A 25,855-nucleotide genomic window follows, 5' to 3' on the forward strand; every position below is an offset into this window, starting at 1 on the left:
TGACGAGTCACTCGCCGTTCGTTGCGCGGGCCGGAGACCACCGCTCCTCCGGCCGAGTCGCGGGGGAGTCCCCACCCCCGTGAGCCCGCCGAGGCGAGGGAACATCTGGGAGGTACGTACATGTCCGGGACGACCACGGCTGCCGTCGGGCTGCGCCGTCGGGCGGCCGGGGCCGGTGCCAACCGCTGGGTCGTCCTGGTGGTCCTCTGTGTGAGCCTGCTGCTGGTCGCGGTGGACGCGACCGTGCTGCACGTGGCGGTCCCCGCCGTCACCGAGGACCTCAAGCCCGGCGGGATAGAGCTGCTCTGGATCGTCGACACCTACCCGCTGGTCTGCGCCGCCCTGCTGATCCTCTTCGGCACCCTCGGCGACCGGGTGGGACGCAGACGCGTCCTCCTCCTCGGCTACGCCCTCTTCGGTGTGGCCTCCGCGCTGGCGGCCTTCGCCCCCGACGCCCAGGTGCTGATCCTCGCCCGGGCGCTGCTCGGCGTCGGCGGCGCCATGATCATGCCCGCGACGCTGTCGATCCTGCGCCAGGTCTTCCCCGACCGGCGGGAGCGGGCGCTGGCGATCGGCATCTGGAGCGCGGTGGCCGCGGTCGGCGCGGCCGTCGGTCCGCTGCTCGGCGGCTTCCTGCTGGAGCACTTCTGGTGGGGCTCGGTCTTCCTCGTCAACATCCCGCTGATGCTGGTCAGCCTGCCGGTGGGCCGGCTGCTGCTGCCGGAGTCGAAGGGCGACGGCAAGGGTCCCTGGGACGTGGTCGGCGCGCTGATGGCGGCGGCCGGTCTGTTCGGCGTGGTGCTCGGGGTGAAGCGGCTCGGCGGCGGCGAGGACGTGACCGGACCGTTCACCCTGGTGCCGCTGCTGGCCGGTGCCGTGCTGCTGGCGCTGTTCGTGCGGCGGCAGCGGCGGCGGACGTACCCGCTGGTGGACCTGACGATGTTCGCCCGGCCGGCGTTCAGCACCTCCGTCGGCTGCATCGTGCTGGCGATGCTCGCGCTGGTCGGCCTGGAGCTGATCGCGGCGCAGTACCTCCAGCTGGTGCTCGGGCTGTCCCCGCTCCAGACCGGGCTGCGGCTGCTGCCGCTGACCATAGCGGCGATGGCGGCGGGCCTGTTCGGGGCGCGGATGCTGCGCCGGTTCGGGCCGCGCCGGATGGTCTGCTTCGGCTTCTGTCTGACGGCCGGCGCGGTGGTGCTGCTGACCGGGATGGGCCGGGAGGACGACGCCGTCCTGATGCTCTCCGGGTTCGTGCTGCTCGGCTTCGGGCTGGAGACCACGCTCTTCGGGGCCTACGAGTCGATGCTGAGCGAGGCTCCGCCGGAGCAGGCCGGCGGGGCCGCGGCGATCGGCGAGACCTCGTACCAGCTGGGCGCGGGCATCGGGATCGCGCTGCTCGGCAGCGTGATGAACGCGGCGTACGCGCCCGGTCTCAGCTCGGTCCCCGGTGTGCCCGCGTCCGCCTCGGCCTCGGCGGGCCACTCCCTGGGCGAGGCCTATGACGTGGCCGGGCGGCTCGGCGGCGAGGCGGGCGCGGCCCTGCGCGCTGCCGCGCGGGACTGCTTCGTGCACGGTCTGCATGTGACGCTGCTGGTCAGCGCGGGTCTGCTGCTGCTCGGCGCGGTGATGGCGCTGCGGCTGCCCCGGGTGATGCACTGCGAGGCCGAGGGTCCGGTGGAGGTGCCGGCGCAGCGCGAGGTGGCGGACTCCCGGGTGTCGGCCTGAGCGGCTGACACCGGGGTGGGTGGACGTACGGGAGACTGCGTCGTAGCGTCGCCCTGAATCCGAGACTAGCGGTGCTAGTCAACAGCTGCTGCCGCCGCTCCCGAGCCGCCGGAGGGTGCCCCCGTGTCCACGTCCGCGAAGTTGCCGCCGTTCGATCCCGCCGATCCGCTGGGCCTCGACGACCTGCTCGAACCCGAGGATCTGGCCGTCCGCGACACCGTGCGCGGCTGGGCCGCGGACCGGGTGCTGCCCCATGTCGCCGAGTGGTACGAGAAGGGCGAGCTGCCGCAGATCCGCGAGCTGGCCCGGGAGCTCGGTGCCATCGGCGCGCTCGGCATGTCCCTCGACGGGTACGGCTGCGCGGGCGCGAGCGCCGTCCAGTACGGGCTCGCCTGCCTGGAGCTGGAGGCCGCCGACTCCGGCATCCGCTCCCTGGTCTCGGTGCAGGGCTCTCTCGCCATGTACGCGATCCACCGGTTCGGCAGCGAGGAGCAGAAGCGGAGCTGGCTGCCCCGGATGGCGGCCGGCGAGGTCATCGGCTGTTTCGGGCTCACCGAGCCGGACCACGGCTCCGACCCCGCGGCCATGCGCACCTACGCCAAGAAGGACGGCTCGGACTGGGTCCTCAACGGCCGCAAGATGTGGATCACCAACGGTTCCGTCGCCGGGGTCGCCGTGGTCTGGGCGCAGACCGACGAGGGGATCCGCGGCTTCGCCGTCCCCACCGACGCCCCCGGCTTCTCGGCGCCCGAGATCAAGCACAAGTGGTCCCTGCGGGCCAGCGTCACCAGTGAGCTGGTCCTGGACGACGTACGACTGCCCGCCGACGCCGTGCTGCCCGAGGTGACCGGTCTGCGCGGCCCGCTCAGCTGTCTGTCGCACGCCCGCTACGGCATCGTGTGGGGCGCGATGGGCGCGGCCCGGACCTGTTTCGAGACGGCCGTCGACTACGCGAAGTCACGGGAGCAGTTCGGGCGGCCCCTCGGTGGCTTCCAGCTCACCCAGGCCAAGCTCGCCGACATGGCGGTCGAACTGCACAAGGGGATTCTGCTCGCCCACCATCTGGGGCGGCGGATGGACGCCGGCCGCCTGCGTCCCGAGCAGGTCAGCTTCGGCAAGCTCAACAACGTCCGCGAGGCGATCGACATCTGCCGCACGGCGCGGACCATTCTCGGTGCCAACGGGATCTCGCTCGAATACCCCGTGATGCGGCACGCGACCAACCTGGAATCGGTGCTCACCTACGAGGGCACCGTGGAGATGCACCAGCTGGTGCTGGGCAAGGCGCTCACCGGACTCGACGCGTTCCGGTAGACCGTGGACCCCGCGGGTGGCAGGGCCGGTGAGCGGCCCTGCCTCAGCTCTGGTTGAAGAAGCCGTCCGTGCGGTGCGCGGCCGGGTCGCCGTTCACGATCTCCGTGTGGGCGGGGGTGAGCAGGAACACGCGGGTGGACACGCGCTCGATCGAACCGCGCAGCCCGAAGATCAGGCCCGCCGCGAAGTCGACGACGCGCTTGGCGTCGGCCGGCTCCATCGCCGTCAGATTCATGATCACCGGGACGCCGTCCCGGAACAGCTCGCCGATGACCCGTGCGTCCCGGAAGCTGTCCGGGGTGACCGTGCCGATCCGGCGGCCCTTCTCCTCGGCCGTGTCCGTCGCCACCTTCACCCGCGGGTCCGTGACCCAGGCGTCCCCGGACTCGTTCCCCTCGGAGTAGTCGTCGTCGTAATAGCGCTCGTCATCGTTGTCGTCGACGAGGCCGAGCCACGCACTCGCCTTGCGCACTGATCCCATGGACGCCTCCTCTCACAGCGGTCTTTCTTGCTTTCCGCATCCCTATGGTCATCCATGATGCGGACGGCGCGCCAAGTGGATAGACGCCGCGCGGGGGGTTTGTGACGGTACTGGTGCACAGCGAATCCGTCGAGAGCCCGGATACCCCAAGGGTCCTGCGGTATGCAGCTGCTGACTGGGAGTGAAATATGATTGTTCGGGGCGTACGGGTGATGGGCAGGGCGTACGGGTGAACGAAGTGGCCGATACGATGCGGCCGAATCCGCATCGTAAGGACCACGGGGGAGTGCCTTGTTCGGAATAGTCCGGCCCTGCAGTCATCGTCTCGGCGAACGGCTCAAGACCGAATGGATGGCGCATCTGTGCGGCCTGTGCCTCGCGCTGCGCTCCGACCACGGTCAGTTCGCCCGCATCGTCACCAACTACGACGGCCTGCTCGTCTCCGTACTGACGGAGGCTCAGGGCGAGCCCGCCGGCGGCCGGTGGCGGCGTACGGCCGGACCGTGCCCGCTGCGCGGTATGCGCACCGCCTCCGTCGCCCAGGGCGAGGGCGCCCGGCTCGCGGCCTCCGTGTCACTGGTGCTGGCCGCCGCCAAGGTCCGCGACCACGTCGCCGACGGCGACGGACTGCTGGCCCGCCGGCCGGTGGCGCTCGCCGCCCGCCGGGTCGCCGCCGGCTGGGGACGCGCGGGCGCCCGCGGCGGATCGGCCGTCGGGTTCGACACCGCCGTCCTCGTCGACGCCGTGGACCGGCAGCTCGGCATCGAGGCGCTGGCCGGACCCGCCACCCCGATCCTGACCGTCACCGAACCCACCGAGACCGCCACCGCCGCCGCCTTCGCGCACACCGCGGTGCTCGCCGGACGCCCCGGCAACGCCGGACCGCTGGCCGAGGCCGGACGGCTCTTCGGACGGCTCGCCCACCTCCTGGACGCCGTGGAGGACAAGGAGGCCGACGCCGCGTCGGGCGCCTGGAACCCGCTCACCGCCACCGGGACCTCGCTCACCGAGGCGCGGCGGCTCGCCGACGACGCGGTGCACGGCATCCGGCTCGCGCTGCGCGAGGTGGAGTTCACCGACGGCCGGCTCGCCCATCTGCTCCTCGTGCACGAGCTGCGGCGCTCGGTGGACCGGGCCTTCGGCACCGTCCCCGCCTGCGCGACGCACCAGCCGGGCGGCCCCTACGGCACACCGCCGCAGCAGCCGGGGCCGTACGGGCAGCCGCAGCACCCCTACCAGGCGGGGCCCTACGGCACGCCGCCGCAGCAGGGCGGCCCGCAGAACCCGTACGCCGGGGGCGGGGCGTACGGCGCGGGCGGACACGGTGACTTCGGCGGCTTCGGTGGCTCGGGCGGCTCCGGTGGATTCGGGGGCGGGCCCGCGCCCCAGCCGCCGAAGGGACGGCGTGGCTTCTGGGCCGGGTGCGGGATGTTCTGGCTGCTGTGCTGCACCTGCAAGATGTGCTGCGCCGAGGAGTACGAGGGACCGTGGTCCCGCAAGAAGCGCGAGGGATGCTGTCACAAGTGCGACTGCGACTGCCCGAATTGCGACTGCTGCTGCCCCTGTGACGGCTGCTGAGCCGCCTCGGACGTGCTGAGGGGAGGGGTGCGTGTGAAGGCGGGGAAGGGGAAGCGGGAGCAGCAGGGCGCAGGGGGTCGGCTCAACAGGAGGAGGACCACACTCGACCGAAGTCGATGTGGGAGCGCGTGACCAGCCACTGCGAATGCATGCGCCAAGTTGAACAGGCGTCCGGACGGCCCGTCAACCGGCGTCGGTGAAAGTAGGGGGTGCGCGGCTCACCATCCGGACGGTCTTGACAGTCCGGGCGACCGGGCCCGTACTCTCGGTCGACGGCCGCTGCTGAGGGGCTCGGCCGTCGCGTGTGAAGGCGCCACCGTGTTCGACCGACGTCACGGAGCCTTCGTATGTCCTCCGACACCCTTGCCAAAGCCCCCGCACCCCCCGTCTCCGCCGAGGCCGCCCGGATCGTCCCGCAGCGCCGGTACGGCCAGTGGGCGGCCGCGGCGGTCGTGCTCGTCCTGCTCGGCTTCGCCGTCGACTCGGTGCTGCGCAACGACGCCTTCCAATGGGGCGTCGTCGCCGACTACTTCACCTCGACCGCGGTGCTGCGCGGGCTGTGGCTGACCCTCTGGCTGACCGCGGTGGTGATGGTGCTCGGCTTCGCGCTGGGCACCCTGCTCGCCGCGGCCCGGCTCTCCGCCAACCCGGTGCTCAGATCGGTCGCCTGGGGATACGTCTGGCTGTTCCGGTCGATCCCGATCCTCGTGCAGCTGCTGCTGTGGTTCAACATCGGGGCGCTGTACCCGCAGATCCTCGGGGTGCGGACGGTCGACCTGCTCGGTCCCGTCGCCGTCGCCGTCATCGGACTGACCCTGCACGAGGCCGCGTACGCCGCCGAGGTGGTGCGCGGCGGGATCCTGTCCGTCGGCGGCGGCCAGATCGAGGCCGCGCACGCGCTCGGGCTGAGCCGGTGGCGGCGCTGGTGGCGGATCGTGCTGCCGCAGGCGATGCGCGCGATCGTGCCGCCCGCCGGGAACATGCTGATCGGCACCCTCAAGGGCACCTCCATCGTCAGCGTCATCGCCGTACAGGACCTGCTGTACTCGACGCAGCTCGTCTACCACCAGACGTACCAGGTCATCCCGCTGCTGATGGTCGCCACCGTCTGGTACACCGTCGTCACCTCCGTACTCAGCGTCGGCCAGTACTACGTCGAGAAGCGCTACGCGCGCGGTACGGAGACCGTCCGATGAGACCGACCCTGGTGATCGTGGGCGCCGGGCCGCGGGGGACCGGTGTGCTGGAGCGGATCGCCGCCAACGCCGCCGAGCTGGCACCCGGAGCCGGCCTGGACATCCACCTCGTCGACCCCCATCCGCCCGGCCCCGGCCGGGTCTGGCGCACCGCGCAGTCGCCGCTGCTGTGGATGAACTCCCGCGCCGAGGACGTCACCCTGTTCACCGACAGCACCGTGGAGATGGCCGGCCCCGTCACGGAGGGCCCCACCCTGCACGAGTGGGCGGGCCTCGACGGGGACGCCTTCGTCGGCCGGCGGCTCCAGGGTTCCTATCTGCGCTGGGCCTTCGAGCGGGCGGTGGCCGCGCTGCCGCCGGACGTCACCGTGCACCACCACCCGTGCCGGGCGCTGCGCGTCAGCGGCCCGCGCGAGGGCCGCCAGCGGGTCTGGCTCGAGGGCCGCCCGCAGCCGCTCCTCGCCGATCTGGTCGTCCTCACCCTCGGCCACCTCGACGCCGAACCCGACGCGGAGCAGGTCGAGTTGAGCGCGTACGCGCGCGCCCACGATCTCGTCCATCTGCCGCCCGACTTCACCGCCGACAGCGACCTCGATCCGCTGCGGCCCGGCGAGCCGGTCCTCGTGCGCGGTTTCGGGCTGGCCTTCGTCGACCTCATGGTGCTGCTCACCGAGGGGCGTGGCGGGCGGTACGACGGTGACACCTACGTCCCGTCCGGCAAGGAGCCGGTGCTGTACGTCGGTTCGCGGCGCGGAGTGCCGTACCACTCGAAGATCGGCTACGGCCTGGACGGCGCGCCGCCGCCGCTGCCGCGGTTCTTCGGGCCCGCCGAGGCCGACGCGCTGCTCGCCCGGCCCGGCGGCTTCGACTTCCGGCGGGACGTGTGGCCGCTGGTCGCCAAGGAACTGGGCTTCGCGCACTACCACCGGCTCTTCACCGCCCACCCCGAGCGGACGACTCTGGCCTGGAGCACCTTCGAGGGCAAGTACGCCGCCGGCGACGATCCGGCCGAGCGCGCTGCGCTGGTCGAGGCCGCCGTGCCCGACCCCGCCGACCGGCTCGACCTGGCCGCGCTCGACCGGCCGCTGGCCGGTGTGCGGTACGGCTCGCACGAGGCGTTCCAGGAGGGACTGCGCCGCCGTGTCGAGGCGGACCTGAAGCGGCGTCACGACCCGGCGCACAGCCCCGACCAGGCCGTCTTCCTCGCCCTGCTCTCGGTCTACGGCCAGCTGATGCGGCTCGGGGACATCGGCTCCTGGTGGCACGGGTTCTTCAGCTTCCTGGCGTCCGGCCCGCCCGGACCCCGGCTGCGGCAGCTGCTCGCGCTGTCCCGGGCGGGCGTGCTGCGCTTCGCCGGCGCGGACCTGGCCGTGCGCGCGGAGGACGGGGTGTTCCGGGCGGCCAGCCCGACCGTGCCGGGGTTCACCGTGCAGGCGCGTGCGCTGGTGGAGGCGCGGCTGCCGGAGCCCACGGTGGCGCGGTCCCGCGATCCGCTGCTGCGGGAGCTGTACGCCGAGGGGGCCGCCGCGACCCCCGACGGGCTGCTGCGGGTGGACCCCGACGACGGGCGGGTGCTGGACGGGGCCGGCCGGCCGCATCCGCGCCGGTTCGCCCTCGGTCCGCACACCGACGTCCGCGGCGCCGGGGCGTTCACCCGCCCCCGCTCGGGCGGCCCCGCCTTCCGCCAGAACGACGCGGCGGCCCGTGCCGCCCTGACGTTCCTGCGGTCGCTGGAGCGACGTGCGGCGGCGTGAGCGGCCGGGCGGGACTCCGATCCATCGCACCGCGCGTCGGAACACCGGAGCGCCGCGGTGCGCTCACACCTCGGGTCGATGGCCCGGCAGGAAAGGGTTGATGACATGACGACGGACGCAGCCGACGAGTGGAAGAAGTGGCACGAAGGGCGCCTGGAGGCGGTCTCCGATCCCTACGGGCCGCTCGCGCTGACCGGCACCCACTGGCTGGAGGACTATCCGGACGGGCGACTTCCGGACATCCCGGGAAGCTGGACGGCCGACGGTGACGCGGTGTGGCTGACCGCCGCGAGCGAGGACGGGCTGACCGTCGACGGCGAGCCCTTCGACGGCCGGGTGCGGCTCACGGCCGACTCCGGTCCCGCCGTCGCCGCGCGGGTCGGCTACGGCGAACGGCGGCTGGTCGTGCTGGTCCGCGAAGGGGTGTGGGGGGTACGCGACTTCGACCCGGCGGCCGAGGCCCGCCGCCGGTTCCGCGGCATCGAGGCCACGCCCTACGACCCGCGCTGGTCGGTCGAGGGACGCTTCACGCCCTACGACGACCAGCGCACCGTGCGGGTGGAGAACGCCGACGGCAAGCGGCGCGGGCTCGGGCTCGGTGGCGAGCTGGCGTTCGTCCTCGACGGGCGGGAGCACACCCTTCAGGTCACGGTGGAGGGCGACGGCTCGCTCTGGGCCGTCTTCGCCGACGCCACCAGCGGAAACGGCAGTCACCGCTTCCGGTTCCTGCGGCCCGCCGCACCCGATGCCGACGGCCGTACGACGGTGGACTTCAACCGGTCCCTGCTGCCGCCGTGCGCCTTCGCCGACCACTTCATCTGCCCGTTCCCGCCGCCCGGGAACACCCTTGACGTGCCGGTCGCGGCGGGGGAGCGAAACCTGGCCCGACCTGCCGTCAACGGCTCTTAACGGGGCCGATCCCCACAGTTCGTTCAAAGCTTGACGGCCGAAAGGCGCCCTTGCGCCGACCGTCCGTTCGGCCGAATACTCCCACCCAGCGCTTGTCAGGGGCACGGCGTGTCCGAAATCCGGACGCCCGTGCCCCCGGCTGCGCCTCACGGGCCCCGACCCCACGCGGGCCCCCGACTTCCTTTGTGGAGGAACGACAAGTGAGGATCAAGCGCACCACCCCCAGCGGCATATCGAGACGGACCCGGCTGATCGCCGTCACCTCCGGACTCGTGGCCGCCGCCGCATTCGCGATCCCCAACGCGAACGCGTCCGACACCGCCACGTTCAGCGCCACCGAGCTGAAGAGCGCCGGCGCCTCGGTGCTCCAGGCCGACGTCCCGGGCACCGCCTGGGCCGTCGACAGCAAGACCAACCGCGTTCTCGTGACCGTGGACAGCACGGTCTCCCAGGCCGAGATCGCGAAGATCAAGGAACAGGCCGGGGCCAACGCCGACGCGCTCTCCATCAAGCGCACGCCCGGCAAGTTCTCCAAGCTGATCCAGGGCGGCGACGCCATCTACGCCTCCAGCTGGCGCTGCTCCCTCGGCTTCAACGTGCAGAACAGCAGCGGCGTCCAGTACTTCCTGACGGCCGGTCACTGCACCGACGGCGCGGGCACCTGGTACTCCAACTCCGGGCGCACCACGGTCATCGGCTCGACCACCGGCTCCAGCTTCCCGGGCAACGACTACGGCATCGTGCGGTACTCCGGCTCCGTCAGCCGGCCCGGCACCGCCAACGGTGTGGACATCACCCGGGCGGCCACCCCGGCCGTCGGCACCACCGTCATCCGTGACGGCTCCACCACCGGTACGCACAGCGGCCGTGTCACCGCCCTCAACGCGACCGTCAACTACGGCGGCGGCGACATCGTCTCCGGTCTGATCCAGACCACGGTCTGCGCCGAGCCCGGCGACTCCGGCGGCCCGCTCTACGGCAGCAACGGCACCGCCTACGGTCTGACCTCCGGCGGCAGCGGCAACTGCTCCTCCGGCGGTACGACGTTCTTCCAGCCGGTCACCGAGGCACTGAGCGCGTACGGCGTCAGCGTCTACTGAGCCGCCCGGCGTCAGCCTCCGGCAGCTTTCACGAGCCCCCGCACGCAACCGCGTGCGGGGGCTCCCCCTTTGGGGCCTCGGGTGCGGGAGGGGGGAGGGTGGGGCCGAGGGAAGGCAGGGGTGAGAACCAGTCAGGGCCAGACCTCACCGCCCTGTACATGGTTACTCACTCGTAGCGTTTGCAGTGCGAATTCCCTTGGGGTGGTGGGGGTGGTGAAGGTGCCGAGGGCGCGCGGTGGTCACCGTGTGCGCGTCTCGAAGTCGACCTTGTGCGCTCCCTGTGCGGTTCGGAAGAGTGGGCGCCCGTCAACCAAGCCTTCCGGCTCGTCGCGGTCCCCACAACCGCCTCGGGCCGACCCCCCACAGGAGGACGTGAGTTGAAGCACCGACGCATACTCAGGCGGCGGGCCGCCGTGGCAGGTGCGGGCGTCACCGCACTGGTGGCCGCGGGCATCACCTTCCAGACTGCGAACGCCAGCGAGCCGTCGGACACCCCGGCGCTCAAGACCCTGTCGGCCGTGGCGGCCGGAAAGCTCGCCTCGACGCTGGGTCAGGACCTCGGCGCCGACGCGGCCGGAACGTACTACGACGCACAGGCCAGGAGCCTGGTGGTGAACGTCCTCGACGAGGCCGCCGCCGAGGTGGTCGAGGAGGCCGGCGCCCGGGCCAGAATCGTCGAGCACTCGCTCACCGAGCTGAAGAGTGCCCGGACGACGCTGAAGCAGGACGCGGCCGTCCCCGGCACCGCCTGGGTGACCGACCCGACGGCCAACAAGGTGGTCGTCACCGCCGACCGCACCGTCTCCGCGGCCGAGTACGAGAAACTGACCGAGGTCGTCGACGGACTCGGCACGGTCGCCGAACTCCGGCGCACCAAGGGGGAGTACAAGCCCTTCGTCGCGGGCGGCGACGCCATCACCGGCGGTGGCGGGCGCTGCTCGCTCGGCTTCAACGTGGTCAAGGGCGGGGAGCCGTACTTCCTGACCGCGGGCCACTGCACGGAGGGCGTCTCCAGCTGGTCCGACTCCTCCGGCACCGTCATCGGCCAGAACGAGGCGTCCAGCTTCCCCGGCGACGACTACGGTCTCGTCAAGTACACCGCCGAGGTCGACCACCCGAGCGAGGTCAACCTCTACGACGGCTCGGCCCAGCCGATCAGCGGCGCGGCCGGGGCCACCGTCGGCATGGAGGTCACCCGCAGCGGCTCCACCACGCAGGTGCACTCCGGCAAGGTCACCGGCCTGGACGCCACCGTGAACTACGGCAACGGCGACATCGTCGACGGCCTCGTCCAGACCGACGTGTGCGCCGAGCCCGGTGACAGCGGCGGCTCGCTGTTCTCCGGGGACAAGGCCATCGGCCTCACCTCCGGCGGCAGCGGCGACTGCGCCTTGGGCGGGGAGACGTTCTTCCAGCCGGTGACCGAGGCCCTGTCGGCGACCGGCACCCAGATCGGCTGATCCACCCGCTCGAACGAGGTCCCGCCCCGCGCGCGAGGGGCGGGACCTTCGTGTGCGCCGGGGCCGCCCGTGCCCGGCGGGTGCCGCGGGGGCTACCGCGCCTGGGTCGGCAGGGTCTCCTCCCCGCGCCGCTCGCGCAGGGCCGCCGCGGCCAGGGTGATCACGGTGCCGGCCGCCGCCCAGGCAGACAGCACCACAAGGGCGCCGGTCGTGTCGTTGCCCTTGAAGTAGGCGATCGACCGGGCCGCCCAGGTGCCCGCGCCCGGTGGCAGGGCCGGGCCGATCGCCTTCCAGAACGGCGGCAGCATCGGCAGCGGGAAGGCACCGCCCGCGCTCGGGTTGCCCAGGACCACCACCAGCAGGATCGCGAGGCCGATGCCGACGATCCCGAAGAGGCCCTGGAGGGCGAGGGTGGCCGCGCCGACGGCGAAGGTGATCAACGCGCCGAGCCCCCAGAGGGCCACGACACCGCCCGGAAGGGCGTCCAGGACCGGTCCGACGATGATCGCGCCGCCGAGTCCGCCGACGACCGACACCAGCACCAGCACGACCAGCCGGATCACCGCGCGGCGCGGGTTGGCGGGCCGGGCGCCGGTGCTGATCGCCAGGATCGAGGCGCACAGATAGCCGCCCACGCACCAGCCGACGACCAGGTAGAACGACGACAGCCCGTCGAAGTCCTGGGGTGAGGCCGGGGCCACGTCCACCACCCGCACCGTGCGCCGCTCGGCCTTCTCCAGGGTGGTGGTGAGCGTCTCCAGCGCGGTGGCGAGGACGGTGCCGCCACCGGAGGCGACCAGGAGCGTGTCGGTGGTGCCGCCCGGGTCGAGGATCAGCGCGCCGTCGATGTCGCGGTGCAGGATCTGCTCGCGGGCGGCCGACTCGTCCGCCACCACCCGCGGGTCCAGCGGTTCGCCGGGCAGCCGCTCCAGCCGGGTGACCGCCTGCTCGGCCACGGCCTGCGGCGCGACCACCCCGAAGGGCACGTCCTTCGGCTCGGGGTCGTGCAGCGCTCCCACGTACGAGGCGATGAACAGCAGCTGGAGGGCGATCACGCCGAGTACGAGCAGAGTGGCCCGTGGGGTGACGGCGTCCTTCACCTCGCGGAGGAACGTGGTCTGTGTCATGTCCCCACGGTCCGGGGCGGCGGGTGTTTTCGCAGGTGGGAGGCGCCCGAACGGTTGTCGTACATGTGTTCGGAATTTGGTCTATGGTGGTGGTGAGCAGGTTGGGAACGGATGTTCGAAAGCGGGACGATGGCAGGAGGTGCGGTGCCGGGCTTCACGCATCTGCACACCGTCTCCGGGTTCTCCCTGCGCTACGGCGCCTCGCACCCGGAGCGGCTGGCCGAGCGCGCCGCCGAACGGGGCATGGACGCCCTCGCCCTCACCGACCGCGACACCCTCGCCGGCGCGGTCCGCTTCGCCAAGGCCTGCGCCCGCGCGGGTGTCCGCCCGCTGTTCGGCGCGGAGCTGGCGGTGTCCGCGCCCGAGCCGGACTCCGTACGACCGGAGAAGCGCCGCCGTGCCCCCGTGCGCGGCGGGGCCTTCGTCGACGAGTCCACCCCCCGTGTCACCTTCCTCGCGCGCGACGGCGCCCGCGGCTGGGCCGATCTGTGCCGGCTCGTCACCGCCGCCCACGCGCCCAAGCTCTCCGCCCCGTCCGGACAAGGAGCGCCCACCGCTTCGGACGCCCCTCTGCTGACCTGGCCCGACAACCACGCCGACGGCCTCACCGTGCTGCTCGGCCCCGACTCCGACGTCGGCCGCGCCCTAGCCGCGGGCCGCCCCGACCGGGCCGCCCGGCTCCTCGCCCCCTGGCGGGAGGTCTACGGCGACGCCCTGCGTCTGGAGGCCGTCTGGCACGGCCGCGCGGGCACCGGCCCCGGCTCGCTGCGGCTGGCCGCCCGTACCGTCGGCTTCGCCGCCGAGCAGGGTGTCCGCCCGGTGCTCAGCAACGCCGTGCGGTACGCCGACGCCGGGCAGGGGCAGGTCGCCGACGTCCTGGACGCCGCCCGCCGGCTGGTGCCGATCGACCCGGCCAAGGAGCTGGACTCGGGCGAGGCCTGGCTGAAGGACGCGGACGCGATGCGGCAGGCCGCCGAGCGGATCGTGGAGGCCGCCGGCTTCCGGCCCGACACCGCCCGCCGGCTGCTGGAGCAGACCTGGGCGACGGCCGCCGAGTGCCTGGTCGACCCCGAGGACGACCTCGGCATCGGCACCGTCCACTTCCCCGAGCCGCACCTGGTCGGCGCGGACCGCCGCACCGCGCAGCGGGTGCTCGCCTCCCGGGCGGCGGCCGGCATGGTGCTGCGCGGCTACACCGGCCGGCGCGGCTACTGGGCGCGGATGCACGAGGAACTCGACATCATCGCCCACCACGGCTTCGCCTCCTACTTCCTGACGGTCGCCCAGGTCGTCGACGACGTCCGCGGGATGGGCATCCGGGTCGCCGCGCGCGGCTCCGGCGCGGGTTCCCTCGTCAACCATCTGCTCGGCATCGCGCAAGCCGACCCGGTGGAGCACGGGCTGCTGATGGAGCGCTTCCTGTCCAAGCGCAGGCCGGTGCTGCCCGACATCGACATCGACGTGGAGTCCGCCCGCCGGCTGGAGGTCTACCGCGCGATCATCGACCGGTTCGGCGCCGAACGGGTCGCGACGGTCGCGATGCCGGAGACCTACCGGGTGCGGCACGCCATCCGCGACGTCGGCGCGGCCCTGTCCCTGGACCCCGCCGAGATCGACCGCCTCGCCAAGTCCTTCCCGCACATCCGCGCCCGCGACGCCCGCGCGGCGCTGGAGGAGCTGCCCGAGCTGAAGGCGCTCGCGGCACAGAAGGAGCGGTACGGAAAGCTCTGGGAGCTGGTCGAGGCGCTGGACGCGCTGCCGCGCGGGGTCGCCATGCACCCCTGCGGCGTCCTGCTCTCCGACGCCTCCCTGCTCTCCCGTACGCCGGTCATGCCGACCAGCGGCGAGGGCTTCCCGATGGCGCAGTTCGACAAGGACGACGTCGAGGACCTGGGGCTGCTCAAGCTCGATGTGCTGGGTGTGCGGATGCAGTCGGCGATGGCGCACGCGGTCGCCGAGGTGGCGCGGGCGACGGGGGAGCGGATCGACCTGGACGCGGTGCCGGACGGTGATCCGGCGACGTACGGTCTGATCCGCTCGACCGAGACGCTGGGCTGCTTCCAGATCGAGTCGCCGGGCCAGCGGGACCTGGTCGGCCGGCTCCAGCCGGCCGGCTTCCACGACCTGGTCGTCGACATCTCGCTGTTCCGGCCGGGTCCGGTCGCCGCCGACATGGTGCGCCCGTTCATCGAGGCGCGGCACGGACGGGCGCCGGTGCGCTATCCGCACCCGGACCTGGAGGGGCCGCTGAAGGAGACGTACGGGGTCGTCGTCTTCCACGAGCAGATCATCCACATCGTCGACATCATGACCGGCTGCGGACGGGCCGAGGCGGACCGGGTGCGGCGCGGACTGTCCGACCCGGAGTCGCAGGGGCGGATCCGGGTCTGGTTCGGCCGGCAAGCGGCCGCGCGCGGCTACGACGCGGAGACGGTCCGGCGGACCTGGGAGATCGTCGAGGCCTTCGGCAGCTACGGCTTCTGCAAGGCACACGCGGTCGCCTTCGCCGTGCCCACCTACCAGTCGGCCTGGCTGAAGGCGCACCACCCGGCCGCCTTCTACGCGGGGCTGCTCACGCACGACCCCGGGATGTACCCGAAGCGGCTGCTGCTGGCGGACGCGCGGCGGCGCGGGGTGCCGATCCTGCCGTTGGACGTGAACAGGTCCGGGGTCGCCCACAGGGTCGAACTGGTGTCTGAATCAAAGGGCCGGCCGAAGGTGTGGGGGCTGCGGCTCGCCCTCTCCGACGTCCACAACATCAGCGAGGCCGAGGCGGCCCGGATCGCCGACGGACAGCCGTACGCCTCCCTGCTCGACTTCTGGGAACGGGCCCGGCCGAGCCGCCCGCTGGCCGGCCGGCTGGCCCAGGTCGGCGCGCTCGACGCGTTCGGCGCCAACCGCCGCGACCTGCAACTGCACCTGACCGAACTGCACCGCGGCACGCGCGGCAAGGGCGGCGGAGGCGGACAGCTCCCGCTGTCCGGCGGCCGCAGGACCGCCTCCGCCGGGCTGCCCGACCTCTCCGCCGAGGAACGCCTCAGCGCCGAACTGGGCGTGCTCTCCATGGACGCCTCGCGCAACCTGATGGACGACCACCGGGAGTTCCTGCACGAGCTGGGCGTGGCCTCGGCCCGTCGGCTGCGCGAGGCCAGGCACGGGGAGACGGTGCTGGTCGCGGGCGCCAAGGCGGCCACCCAGACCCCGCCCGTCCGGTCCGGCCGGCGCGTCATCTTCACCACCCTGGACGACGGCACCGGACTGGTCGACCTCGCCTTCTTCGACGACTCCCACGACGCTTGCGCCCACACCGTCTTCCACTCCTGGCTGCTGCTGGTGCGCGGCACCGTCCAGCGGCGCGGCCCGCGCAGCCTCAGCGTGGTCGGCGCCGCCGCCTGGAACCTCGCCGAACTGCTCGACGTACGCCGGGAGGAAGGGCTGGAAGGGGTCGCGGCCCGGCTCGCCGGCGCGCCCGGCACCGGCCCCGCACCCGACGACGGCCAAGGGGCCGACGGCGGCCAGGGAGCCGCGCGCGGACGGCTCGCCGGTTCCGACGGGCTGCCCGCCCCGGCCGGCTCCGCGGCCCAGGACCGGATGGAGGCCCACCGGTCCCGGACCATCCGCATGCCCACCGGGTACGAGATGCACCCCTGGGCCGATCTGCGTCCCGCGGGCGAAGGCCCGGCGGGCGGAAGGAAGTTGTGGCACCAGAGTCCGGGGAGTGCGGGATGACCATCCTCTGCGTACGTTTCCAGCTGCCGCCGATGTACGAGGCGGCCCTGCCGTCCCTGCTCGGGCTGCTGGAGGAGTTCACACCGGTCGTCGAGGCGCTGCCACCGGACGGGGCGCTGGCCGATCTGCGGGGCGCCGAACGCTACTTCGGGCGCACCGCCGTCGAACTCGCCTCGGTGATCCGGGTACGGGCCCTCGCCCACCACGGCATCGACTGCGTGATCGGCGCCGGGCCCGGCCCGATGCTCGCCCGCATCGCGCTGCGCGACGCCCGGCCCGGCGTGACCCGCGCGGTCCCCGCGGACGCCGTCGCCGCCTACCTCGCCGAGAAGCCCGTCGCCGCGCTGCCCGGCGTGGGCACGGCCACCGCCCGCACCCTGTGCGAGTACGGCCTCGACACCCTCGGCCGGGTCGCCGCCGCGCCGCTGTCCACGCTCCAGCGCCTGGTCGGCGCGCGGACCGGCCGCGAACTGCACGAGAAGGCCAACGGCGTCGACCGCGGCCGGGTCGTCCCGAACGCCGTCTCCCGTTCGCTGGCCACCGACCGCCGCTTCGACCGCGACGAACTGGACCCCGAACGGCACCGGCGCGCCCTGCTGTCGGCCGCCGAGGAACTGGGCGCCCGGCTGCGCGCCGTGACGAAGGTCTGCCGCACCCTCACCCTCACCGTGCGCTACGCCGACCGCTCCGCGACCACCCGCTCCCGCACCCTGGCCGAGCCGACCGCCCACTCGGCGGCGCTGACGAGGACGGTGTACGGCATGTACGAGGCGTTCGGCCTCCAGCGCGCCCGGGTGCGCGCGATCGTGCTGCGCGCCGAGGAGCTGAGCCCCGCCGAACACGCCTCCCACCAGCTCACCTTCGACCCCGTGGACGAGCGGGTCCGCCGCATCGAGGAGGTCGCCGACCGCGCGCGGGCGAAGTTCGGGCCGCGGGCGGTGATGCCGGGGAGGCTGGCGGCGTAGCCGCGAGCTTTTTACCGTCGCGTAACTTCCCGCCGGGGCTACTCGCCCGTAACTTGACGGATGAACAGCATCCCGTGATCCGGATCACAGGGCGTACGGCAGTCGTACCTCCTCCCCATGAGCCGTTAGGAGATCACGCGATGCTGCCCTGGAACCGCATACGCAGATGCGCGGCCGCCCTGCTGCTGGCCGCCGCGGTCGCCCTCGTCCCCGCCGCCACCACCGCCCACGCCGACGAGGCGCCCAGCAGAGGCTGGAACAACTGGTCCTGCAAGCCCTCCGCCGCCCACCCCCGCCCCGTCGTCCTGGTCCACGGCACCTTCGGCAACGCCGTCGACAACTGGCTGGGCCTCGCCCCGTACCTGGTCGCACGCGGATACTGCGTCTACTCCCTCGACTACGGCCAACTCCCCGGCGTCCCCCTCTTCCACGGGCTCGGCCCCATCGAGAAGTCGGCCGAGCAGCTCGACACGTTCGTCGGCAAGGTGCTCGGCGCGACCGGCGCCGCCGAGGCCGACCTCGTCGGCCACTCCCAGGGCGGCATGATGCCCCGTCACTACCTCAAGTTCCTCGGCGGAGCCGCCGAGGTGAACGCCCTGATCGGCATCGCGCCCGACAACCACGGCACCACCCTCGGCGGACTCACAGAGCTGCTGCCGTACTTCCCCGGCGCCGAGGACCTGCTCTCCACCGCCACCCCCGCGCTCGCCGACCAGATCGCCGGATCCGCCTTCCTCACCAAGCTCAACCAGGGCGGCGACACCGTGCCCGGCGTCCGCTACACCGTGCTCGCCACCCGGTACGACCAGGTGGTCACGCCGTACCGGAGCGGCTGGCTGGACGGGCCCGACGTACGCAACGTGCTGCTCCAGGACCTGTGTCCGGTCGACCTCTCCGAACACCTGGCGATCGGACTGTTCGACCGGATCGCCTTCCACGAGGTGGCCAACGCGCTCGACCCGGCGCACGCCAGGCCCACCACCTGCGCCTCCGCGTTCAGCTGAGCGCCGCCGGGGTCCGGCCGGCCTGAGCCGCCGGCCGGACCCCGGAGTCGTACCCGCCGTCAGCGGCCGTGCCGGCCGCCGCTCACCGCCTTGCGGCGCACCGAGGCGAACAGGGCGGCGGCACCGACGGCCAGCGCGGCGGCGCCACCGACCGCGATGTACGTGGTGCCGCCGTCGCCGCCGGTCTCGGCGAGGGTCGTGGAAGCGCCCGCCGCCTCGGGCTGGTTGGCCTCCGGGGTCCGCGGCCCGTCGGCCTCGGCTGCCGCGGCCGGCTCCGCGGACGTGCCGGCGTCGTCGTCGCCGTGGCCGTGGTTCTCCACCGTCGACTTGTCGGCGCCGGCCGCGATCTGCTCGTCGGAGGGCGCGGAGGCGGCGGGGGCCGGGGTGGTGGGGGCGGGTGTCGCGGCGTCGCTCGCCGTGTCGTCCCCGCCGGCCGTCCCGTTGTCGGCACCGGTGTCACCGGCGCCGGTGCCGCTGCCGCCCGTGCTGCCGCCGAAGGTGACGTCGGAGCAGGAGTAGAAGGCCTCCGGGCTGTCCGAGCGCTGCCAGACCGCGTACAGCAGGTGCTTGCCGGTGCGCTCGGGAAGCGTGCCGGAGAACGTGTAGAAACCGCCCGCCGCCGCCGGGTCGGTGACCGTGGCCACCGGGTTCGCCAGATCCAGGTCGGCCCAGGCGAGCGGCTGCGCGGGGTCGTAGCCCGGCTTGGTCAGATACACCTTGAAGGTGCCCTTGTGCGGCGCGGTCACCCGGTACTTGAAGGTGTACGAGCCGCTGCTGACGCTGGTCGCGGGCCAGTCGGCGCGGGCCAGGTCGAGGCCCTTGAACGCCTCGTTGTTGGCGCTGCACAGCTTGCCGTCCGGGATCAGCGCCTGGTGCTGTCCGGCGGCGTTGCCGATGCGGATGCCGTTCCAGTCGTAGAGCGCCTGCGTGCCGCCGGCCGCGACCGCCGCCTTGCACGCCGCCGACGACGGGCTCTCGGGGCCCTCGGCGTAGCACTGCGAGACCCGGCTGACCGGGTCGCCCATCGAGCCGTGCGCGGCGGCGGGGGCCGCGGACAGGGCGGTCACGGCGAGTGGGCCGAGACCGAGGGCGAGGGCGGTGGCGGCGGCCTTGCGGCGTGCGGGCATGGGGGAACTCCTGGATGATCGCGGGTGGTTCCGGTTCCGGGGGGATCCGAGGGGGTCGGTGATCCCGTGGGGGCGATCCGAAACTAGCCGCAGGACACCGCGAAATCGCCTGCCGAGGGCGGTGGAGGGTGATCCTTATGGTCGCGTTAAGGAAGTGCTCAGACTGCGCTGAGGTAACTACCGTGACCGGTATGAACCACGAGGAGATCCGCCCGGCCGTCGCCGCCGACGTGCCGTTCGTGAAGGCCGTGACCGACGCGGCGTACCACCCGTACCTCGCGCGCATCGGCGTCGTCCCGCAGCCCATGGAGGCGGACCACGCGGCGGACGTGGCCGCGGGGCGGGTGTTCGTCACCGGGGACCCGGTGACCGGTCTCGTCGTCCTGGAGGCGCACGAGGACCATCTGTTCCTCGACAGCGTCGCCGTCCGCCCCGACGCCCATGGCACGGGCGTGGGGCGGCGGCTGCTGCGGTTCGTGGACGAGCACGCACGGGCGCTCGGCCTGTCCGAGATCAGGCTCTACACGAACGCGATGATGTGGGAGAACCGGAAGATCTATCCGAAGTACGGCTACGAGGTCGTGGAGCGGCGGGTCGACGGCCCCTATGACCGGATCCACTACCGCAAGCTCCTGACCCAGGGGTAGCCGCGCACGCCGCTCAGCCGTCCGGCCACCAGGTGCGTGCGATGTCCTTGCGCACTTCCGGGCGGGCGGCGGGGCGTTCGTCGGTCTCTTCGCGGATCCGGCGCGCGTCGCTCTTCTTCGAGGGCTTCTGCACGGTCACACGGCGCATTTGCTGCCTCCTCGTGGTTCTACCGAGTTCCGCGTTCTCACGGAGGTAGACCCGTTCTGCGAGACTTCCTCATCGCCGCCCCATTTGTCTGTGGCGGCGGTCACCATTCGGTTGTCAGTGGCTCGTGCCACTCCAGAGGCTGCGGCAAACCAGTGTGATGAGTCGACTGCGCTGCGTGTCGACCGAAACATGACGTTACGTGGTGCTTTCGGCGGGAAGCGCGCCGTCACGCGAGAAGCGGTCCGAACCCCTCGCGGAGCGCCAGGGCCTCCAGCTCGTCCAGCGCGGCCACGGCCGCGCTCGCGGCCCCCGGATCGCGTTCCGCCAGGCCGCTCTCGGCGAACTCGTCCTCGTCCAGCCGGCGCACCTCGCTGCGGTCGGCCGAGCACCACAGGTCCAGGTCCAGGTCCTCGACGACCAGCTCCGCGCCGGAACGGACGGCCGGGCGCGTGATGTCGCAGTACCAGCCCTTCAGGGCGCCGCCGGCCGCGCGGACCTCCTTCACCGAGTACCAGCGGTCCCGCCAGTAGTACTCGGTGAAGACATCGCCCGGCTCGAACCGCACGAAGCCGAAGTCCCGCACGCCGGCGCCCGCCCAGGGCGCGCGCACCGCGATCCGGGTGCCGTCGTCACCGAGCAGCTCCGCTCCGTAGCGGATCTTCGTGCGGCCCGCCTTCACCAGGACCACCTCCACCCCGTCCTGGAAGTCAGCCGAGTTCGCGGACATGGCGCACCTCCGTGGCGCAGATCTGGTACCCGAACCACGCGTTGATCGCGAGCATCGGGCCGTTGTCGGAGTCGTTGCCGGTGAACGCCTCCGTGTACCCGGCGGCGCGCGCCCGGTGCAGGGAGTCGTTCTTGGCGAGCTTGGCCAGCCCGCGCCCGCGGAAGGCGCGGGCGGTGCCGGTCATCGCGGTGGCGTAGCGGCGGTGGACGCGGTCGGTGTGGGCCGCGCTGAACGCGGCCGGGCGCCCGTCGACCACCGCCACCGAGGTCAGTTCCGGATCGAGGAGCGGCTGCTTCCAGGTCTCCTCGATCCACGCCTCGTAGTCGGTGAACTCGGCCGCGATGTCGCTGGGTTCGTCGGCCGTGGTCTGCGCGTCCAGCTCGAACAGCGGCCGCGGGTCGTCCGCGTAGTCGGCGCCCGTGCGCAGTTCGACGCCCGGCGGCGGCTCCTGGCGCGGCGGCAGGGTGCCGTGCGCCAGGTCCAGGCGCAGGAAGTGCGCGGAGCGGCTGGGCCGGTAGCCGTGGCGGGCGGCGAACGCACGGTTCGCGGGCTCGTCCAGCACCCAGGAGAACAGTCGGGTCGCGCCCCGCGCCGCGAGGTACTCCTCGGCCGTGCGCACCAGCAGCGATCCCGCGCCGCGCCGCAGCCGCTCCGGGCGCACGTACACATTGAGGTAGCCCTGGCCGGGCTCCGGGCTGTCGTGGGCGAGGCCGACCTGCGCGGTGCCGACGATCTCGCCGTCCGCCTCGGCGACCAACTGCCGGAAACACGCGTCGGGATGGACGTGGGTCAGCTGGTGCAGCACCGATTCCGGGGTGCTCAGCATGAACGGCAGCGCCAGCCGCCGCACCTCGCTGAAGCCCTCGGCGTCGGCCCGGACCCCGGGGCGCAGCTCGCGCACGATCACGGTCATGTGCGCGCACGCTACGCGGGCCGGAGGACCGGATGCCTCCCATTTTCCGGGGGGTACGGGACAATCGCTGCGTGACCTTGAAGATCCACATCGATGAGAGCGCCGTACCGCCGTACGAGCAGGTGCGGGCGCAGATCTCCGCGCGGGCGCGGTCCGGGGAGCTGCCCGTGGGGTACCGGCTGCCGACGGTGCGCGGGCTGGCGGAGTCGCTGGGGCTGGCGGCGAACACCGTCGCCAAGGCCTACCGGGCGCTGGAGACCGACGGGGTGATCGAGACCCGGGGACGCAACGGCACCTTCGTGGCGGCGGCGGGCTCGGCGGCGGAGCGGGAGCTGGCGTCGGCGGCCCAGGCCTACGCCGAGCGGGCCCGGCGCCTGGGCGCGGAGGAGACGGCGGCCCGGTCGGCCGTGCGGGACGCCCTGCGGGCGGCCTACGAGGCGTAGCCACCGCGGCTCGGCTCCCGCACCGGCACGGGTGGCGGCTCACCGGCGGGTGGGCAGGCCGGCCGGCGTGCGGGTCACCGTGAATTCCCGGGCGGCCGCCTCGCGGGCGAAGACCGCCGCGTCCTCGACCGCCGCTCCGCCCGGATCGTTGTTGAAGTACGCGAACACGTCCCGGTCGGTGCCGAAGGCGTCGCCGACGCGTTCGGTCCAGGTGCGCAGGGACTGCCGGCCGTAGTGCGGCCAGGGCTGGGCGCGGCCGTGGTGGAAGCGGACGTAGCCCCAGTCGGCGGTGCGCCACAACGGGGTGGCCGGGCGGGAGCCGGCGTCCGCCCAGCACAGGGCGGCCGCGCGGGACTCCAGGACGGCACGGATCTCTGGCGTCCACCACGACGGGTGCCGCGGCTCCACGGCGATCCGCGTCGACTTTGGGAAGCGGCGCAGACACGCGTCCAGCAGACCCGCGTCGGCCCGCAGGGTCGGCGGCAGCTGGAGCAGGACGGGACCGAGCCGGTCGCCGAGGCCCGCGGCGTGGGTCATCAGCCGCTCGACCGGCTCCTCGGGCTCCTTCAGCCGCTTGATGTGGGTCAGGTACCGGCTCGCCTTGACCGCGACGACGAAGTCCGCCGGCACCCGCTCCCGCCAGGACGCGAAGTTCTCCCGGGACGGCAGCCGGTAGAAGGCGTTGTTGATCTCGACGGTGGCGAACCGCCCGGCGTACTCCTCCAGCCACAGCCGGGTGGGGCACCCCTCCGGGTAGAGCAGGCCACGCCAGTCCTTGTACTGCCACCCCGAGGTGCCGACGTACAGGGGCATAGCCCCATCAAAGCACTACAGATACAGCCCTGCCTCCGCCGTGCCGCGCGGCTCCGGCAGCGCCGTCGGCGAGATGCCCCGGCGCAGCGCGTACAGCTCGGCCAGCGTCGCCCCGTCCCGGCCGACGCCCTCGTCCGTGCCCAGCCAGTCCACCGCCTCCGGCCGGGTCAGCGGCCCCACCTCGATGCGGGCCAGACAGCGGCCCGGCCGCACCACGGCCGGGTGCAGGCGCTCCAGGTCCTCGTTGGTGGTGACACCGACCAGCACGTTGCGGCCCTGGCCCAGCAGCCCGTCGGTCAGGTTGAGCAGCCGGGACAGCGCCTGCCCCGCGGTGTGCTTGGCCTCGCCGCGGATCAGCTCGTCGCAGTCCTCCAGCAGCAGCAGCCGCCAGCGGCCCTTGCCCGCCGCGTCCTCCTCGCCGATCGCGATGTCCATCAGATAGCCGACGTCGCTGAACAGCCGCTCCGGGTCCAGCACGCAGTCCACCTGGCACCACTCCCGCCAGGAGCGGGCCAGGGTGCGCAGCGCCGAGGTCTTGCCGGTGCCGGGCGGGCCGTGCAGCAGGAGCAGCCGGCCCGCGATGTCCTCGGGCGTCGTGCGCATCAGGTCGTCCATCGCCTCCGCGACCGGCGCGGTGTAGTTGCCCCGCACCTCCTCCCAGGTGCCGGCCGAGATCTGCCGGGTGGTGCGGTGGGGGCCGCGCCGCGGGGAGACGTACCAGAAGCCCATCGTGACGTTCTCGGGCTGCGGCTCGGGCTCGTCCGCCGCGCCGTCGGTCGCCTCGCCCAGCACCTTCGCCGCCAGATCGGCGCTGGTGGCGGTGACGGTGACGTCCGCGCCCCGGTTCCAGCGGGACACCAGCAGCGTCCAGCCCTCACCCTCGGCGAGGGTGGCGCTGCGGTCGTCGTCGCGGGCCACGCGCAGCACGCGCGCCTCCGGCGGCATCAGGGTGGCCCCGGAGCGGACGCGGTCGATGTTCGCGGCGTGCGCGTAGGGCTGCTCGCCCGTCGCGAAGCGGCCGAGGAACAGCGCGTCGACGACGTCGGACGGCGAGTCGCCGTCGTCGACGTTGAGCCGGATCGGCAGTGCGTCGTGTGGGTTCGCGGACATGCCGCCATGATCGGGCACGGAAGGCCCTTGTGCACCCGGTTTCCGAGGTGCGCGCGGAGTGTCGTGTTCCGCGCCGCTCGTCCCGCCGTGCCCCCTCCGCCCCCCTTTCTCGCTTTCCCCGCTCCTTCACTGCATCTGCCCCAACCCCGGCCCCCGCCGTTACTGTTGCCCTCGATGGGACGTCATGGGTGGGATTCGGGGGCACGGCGGTGGCGGCTCACCGCGCTGCTCGGCGTGTCGGCGGCCGTCGTGGCCCTGGTGGTGACCCTGGTGAGCACGCTGCCCGGCGGCGGCGCCGGCACCGAGGGCACCTCGCCCGACGGGGACAAGGTGCACGGCACGCCCGCCACCCCGCCGCAGCGGTCCGCGCCGGACGTCGGCTGGGGCTTCACCCACACGCAGTTCAGCGCCGACGAGGGCAGCGAGCGCGCCGTCGCGCGCGTCGAGGAGCGGCTCGAGGGCGCCCGGCTGCCGCAGAACCAGCACATCATGGGCTGGGGCGCCGACAACCCGGAGCCGGTGAAGGGGCGCTACGACTTCGCGGCCCTGGACCTCAGGGTCGACTTCATGCGGGCCTCCGGCGCCACCCCGGTGATCACCCTGTGCTGCGCCCCGGACTGGATGAAGGGCGGCGAGGCCGGCGCCGGCAGCACCGACTGGAGCCAGGCGGCCCTGGAGACGGCCCCGGAGCCCGAGCACTACGCCGACTTCGCCGCGCTCGCCGCGACCGTCGCCAGACGCTATCCGGACGTCCGCCACTTCATCGTCTGGAACGAGTTCAAGGGCTTCTGGAACGACGCCGAGCACCGCTGGGACCACGAGGGCTACACCGAGATGTACAACCTCGTCCACAAAGCGCTGAAGGCCGTCGACGAGGACATCATGGTCGGCGGCCCCTACCTGGTGATGGACAGCCTCGACCCGCGCCAGGAGCACGCCTCGACCGCGCTGAGGGGTCCCTGGGGAGCGATGGACCAGCGGGTCCTCGACGCCTTCGACCACTGGAACCGGCACAAGGCGGGCGCCGACTTCGTCGTCGTGGACGGCTCCAGCTACACCCGCGACGACGAGCTGCTGCCCGACGAGTTCGCCGCCACCGACAAGTTCACCGCCGTGGGGAGGTGGGTGCGCGAACGCACCGGCGGTGAGCTGCCGCTGTGGTGGGCCGAGTACTACGTCGAACCGGCCGACGGCGACGACCACCGCCACGGCTGGTCCGAGGCCCGCCGCACCGCCGTCCAGGCCGCCGGGATGATCGCCATGGTCGAGGGCGGCGCCTCCTCCGGCTTCTACTGGAACCCGGAGGCGGAGCGGGGCCCCGAGTGCCCCGGCTGTCTGTGGACCCCGACGGACACCGCGGACGGCGGCGGCGCGCTGCCGATGTACGACCTGGTCTCCCGGTTCGCCGCCGCCTTCCCGCCGGGCACGCGCTACGACGACCTCACCGCCGACCCGCGGGTCCGCGTCCTCGCCACCGACCGGACCGTCCTGGTCGTCAACACCCGCGACCGGGCGCTCAGCACGAAGGTCGACGGCCGGACCGTCGACCTCCAGGCCTACGACGTGCAGTGGCTGACCCGCTGAC

22 protein-coding genes are annotated in these 25,855 nt (G+C 73.1%); 14 read left to right on the top strand and 8 right to left on the bottom strand.

The annotated features are described in order from the left end of the window. The first annotated feature begins 120 nt into the window (after nucleotides 1–120). Nucleotides 121–1,725: an MFS transporter gene (locus ABT232_RS23675; protein WP_351843063.1), complete on the top strand. Its 1,605-nt coding sequence runs from the start codon at nucleotides 121–123 to the stop codon at nucleotides 1,723–1,725. Nucleotides 1,726–1,848: 123 nt separating this feature from the next. Then, nucleotides 1,849–3,039, top strand: coding sequence for an acyl-CoA dehydrogenase family protein (locus ABT232_RS23680; RefSeq protein WP_351843064.1), 1,191 nt, complete (start codon nucleotides 1,849–1,851; stop codon nucleotides 3,037–3,039). A gap of 43 nt (nucleotides 3,040–3,082) precedes the next feature. On the opposite strand, the gene ABT232_RS23685 is transcribed toward ABT232_RS23680, so the two are convergent. Then, nucleotides 3,083–3,520, bottom strand: a complete 438-nt coding sequence (locus tag ABT232_RS23685) for a cell division protein SepF (RefSeq protein ID WP_351843066.1) — start codon at nucleotides 3,518–3,520, stop codon at nucleotides 3,083–3,085. Nucleotides 3,521–3,871: 351 nt separating this feature from the next. On the opposite strand from ABT232_RS23685, the gene ABT232_RS23690 reads away from it, so the two are divergent. The 6 genes from ABT232_RS23690 (at nucleotide 3,872) to ABT232_RS23715 (ending at nucleotide 11,517) form a co-directional block, all read left to right on the top strand. Beyond that, the gene (locus ABT232_RS23690) at nucleotides 3,872–5,098 is read left to right on the top strand and encodes a DUF5685 family protein (RefSeq protein WP_450871994.1); all 1,227 of its coding nucleotides are present in this window, start codon (nucleotides 3,872–3,874) and stop codon (nucleotides 5,096–5,098) included. 347 nt (nucleotides 5,099–5,445) lie between these two features. Further along, nucleotides 5,446–6,294: an amino acid ABC transporter permease gene (locus tag ABT232_RS23695; protein WP_351843070.1), complete on the top strand. Its 849-nt coding sequence runs from the start codon at nucleotides 5,446–5,448 to the stop codon at nucleotides 6,292–6,294. Next, complete coding sequence (locus ABT232_RS23700) at nucleotides 6,291–8,048, top strand: FAD/NAD(P)-binding protein (protein ID WP_351843072.1); 1,758 nt, start codon at nucleotides 6,291–6,293, stop codon at nucleotides 8,046–8,048. Before ABT232_RS23695 ends, ABT232_RS23700 begins: the two co-directional genes overlap by 4 nt. A gap of 105 nt (nucleotides 8,049–8,153) precedes the next feature. Beyond that, nucleotides 8,154–8,957, top strand: coding sequence for a DUF1684 domain-containing protein (locus ABT232_RS23705; protein WP_351843074.1), 804 nt, complete (start codon nucleotides 8,154–8,156; stop codon nucleotides 8,955–8,957). A gap of 200 nt (nucleotides 8,958–9,157) precedes the next feature. Then, entirely contained in the window at nucleotides 9,158–10,057 is a 900-nt protein-coding gene (locus ABT232_RS23710; RefSeq protein ID WP_351843076.1) for a S1 family peptidase, read from the top strand. 377 nt (nucleotides 10,058–10,434) lie between these two features. Next, entirely contained in the window at nucleotides 10,435–11,517 is a 1,083-nt protein-coding gene (locus ABT232_RS23715) for a S1 family peptidase (protein ID WP_351843078.1), read from the top strand. Nucleotides 11,518–11,609: 92 nt separating this feature from the next. Here ABT232_RS23715 and ABT232_RS23720 read toward each other — a convergent pair whose 3' ends face one another. Next, nucleotides 11,610–12,644, bottom strand: coding sequence for an ABC-2 transporter permease (locus ABT232_RS23720; RefSeq protein WP_351843080.1), 1,035 nt, complete (start codon nucleotides 12,642–12,644; stop codon nucleotides 11,610–11,612). Nucleotides 12,645–12,788: 144 nt separating this feature from the next. On the opposite strand from ABT232_RS23720, the gene ABT232_RS23725 reads away from it, so the two are divergent. The 3 genes from ABT232_RS23725 (at nucleotide 12,789) to ABT232_RS23735 (ending at nucleotide 18,342) form a co-directional block, all read left to right on the top strand. After that, complete coding sequence (locus tag ABT232_RS23725) at nucleotides 12,789–16,373, top strand: DNA polymerase III subunit alpha (protein WP_351843082.1); 3,585 nt, start codon at nucleotides 12,789–12,791, stop codon at nucleotides 16,371–16,373. Further along, complete coding sequence (locus tag ABT232_RS23730) at nucleotides 16,370–17,338, top strand: DNA polymerase Y family protein (protein ID WP_351843084.1); 969 nt, start codon at nucleotides 16,370–16,372, stop codon at nucleotides 17,336–17,338. Before ABT232_RS23725 ends, ABT232_RS23730 begins: the two co-directional genes overlap by 4 nt. Nucleotides 17,339–17,478: 140 nt before the next feature. Next, a complete protein-coding gene (locus ABT232_RS23735) occupies nucleotides 17,479–18,342 on the top strand; it encodes an esterase/lipase family protein (RefSeq protein ID WP_351843086.1) in 864 nt (287 codons plus the stop codon). Between the two features lie 59 nt (nucleotides 18,343–18,401). Here the strand turns inward: ABT232_RS23735 and ABT232_RS23740 are convergent, their stop codons facing one another. Continuing rightward, a complete protein-coding gene (locus tag ABT232_RS23740) occupies nucleotides 18,402–19,469 on the bottom strand; it encodes a lytic polysaccharide monooxygenase auxiliary activity family 9 protein (protein WP_351843088.1) in 1,068 nt (355 codons plus the stop codon). A gap of 191 nt (nucleotides 19,470–19,660) precedes the next feature. Between ABT232_RS23740 and ABT232_RS23745 the strand changes: the two genes are divergently transcribed. Next, the gene (locus ABT232_RS23745) at nucleotides 19,661–20,116 is read left to right on the top strand and encodes a GNAT family N-acetyltransferase (protein ID WP_351843090.1); all 456 of its coding nucleotides are present in this window, start codon (nucleotides 19,661–19,663) and stop codon (nucleotides 20,114–20,116) included. Between the two features lie 13 nt (nucleotides 20,117–20,129). Here the strand turns inward: ABT232_RS23745 and ABT232_RS23750 are convergent, their stop codons facing one another. The 3 genes from ABT232_RS23750 to ABT232_RS23760 all read right to left on the bottom strand — a co-directional run bounded on the left by ABT232_RS23750 (nucleotide 20,130) and on the right by ABT232_RS23760 (nucleotide 21,904). Next, complete coding sequence (locus ABT232_RS23750; RefSeq protein WP_351843092.1) at nucleotides 20,130–20,264, bottom strand: hypothetical protein; 135 nt, start codon at nucleotides 20,262–20,264, stop codon at nucleotides 20,130–20,132. A 226-nt stretch (nucleotides 20,265–20,490) separates the two neighbouring features. Further along, nucleotides 20,491–20,991 carry a ribonuclease FAU-1 family protein gene (locus ABT232_RS23755; protein WP_351843094.1) on the bottom strand — a complete coding sequence of 167 codons (501 nt, stop codon included), beginning with the start codon at nucleotides 20,989–20,991 and terminating at the stop codon, nucleotides 20,491–20,493. Then, nucleotides 20,972–21,904 (bottom strand): GNAT family N-acetyltransferase, encoded by a 933-nt coding sequence (locus ABT232_RS23760; protein WP_351843096.1) that lies wholly within the window; start codon nucleotides 21,902–21,904, stop codon nucleotides 20,972–20,974. The genes ABT232_RS23755 and ABT232_RS23760 overlap by 20 nt, the downstream gene beginning before the upstream one ends. A gap of 71 nt (nucleotides 21,905–21,975) precedes the next feature. Between ABT232_RS23760 and ABT232_RS23765 the strand changes: the two genes are divergently transcribed. Next, complete coding sequence (locus tag ABT232_RS23765; RefSeq protein ID WP_351843098.1) at nucleotides 21,976–22,347, top strand: GntR family transcriptional regulator; 372 nt, start codon at nucleotides 21,976–21,978, stop codon at nucleotides 22,345–22,347. 39 nt (nucleotides 22,348–22,386) lie between these two features. Here the strand turns inward: ABT232_RS23765 and ABT232_RS23770 are convergent, their stop codons facing one another. Further along, the gene (locus tag ABT232_RS23770) at nucleotides 22,387–23,160 is read right to left on the bottom strand and encodes a DUF72 domain-containing protein (protein ID WP_351843099.1); all 774 of its coding nucleotides are present in this window, start codon (nucleotides 23,158–23,160) and stop codon (nucleotides 22,387–22,389) included. Between the two features lie 15 nt (nucleotides 23,161–23,175). Then, complete coding sequence (locus ABT232_RS23775; protein ID WP_351843101.1) at nucleotides 23,176–24,270, bottom strand: DUF5925 domain-containing protein; 1,095 nt, start codon at nucleotides 24,268–24,270, stop codon at nucleotides 23,176–23,178. Between the two features lie 174 nt (nucleotides 24,271–24,444). Here ABT232_RS23775 and ABT232_RS23780 point away from each other — a divergent pair, with 174 nt between their 5' ends. Then, entirely contained in the window at nucleotides 24,445–25,854 is a 1,410-nt protein-coding gene (locus ABT232_RS23780; protein ID WP_351843103.1) for a GH39 family glycosyl hydrolase, read from the top strand. Nucleotide 25,855: the final 1 nt, after the last annotated feature.

The organism is Streptomyces sp. NPDC001532, from assembly GCF_040298625.1.
Classification (GTDB): Bacteria; Actinomycetota; Actinomycetes; order Streptomycetales; family Streptomycetaceae; genus Streptomyces.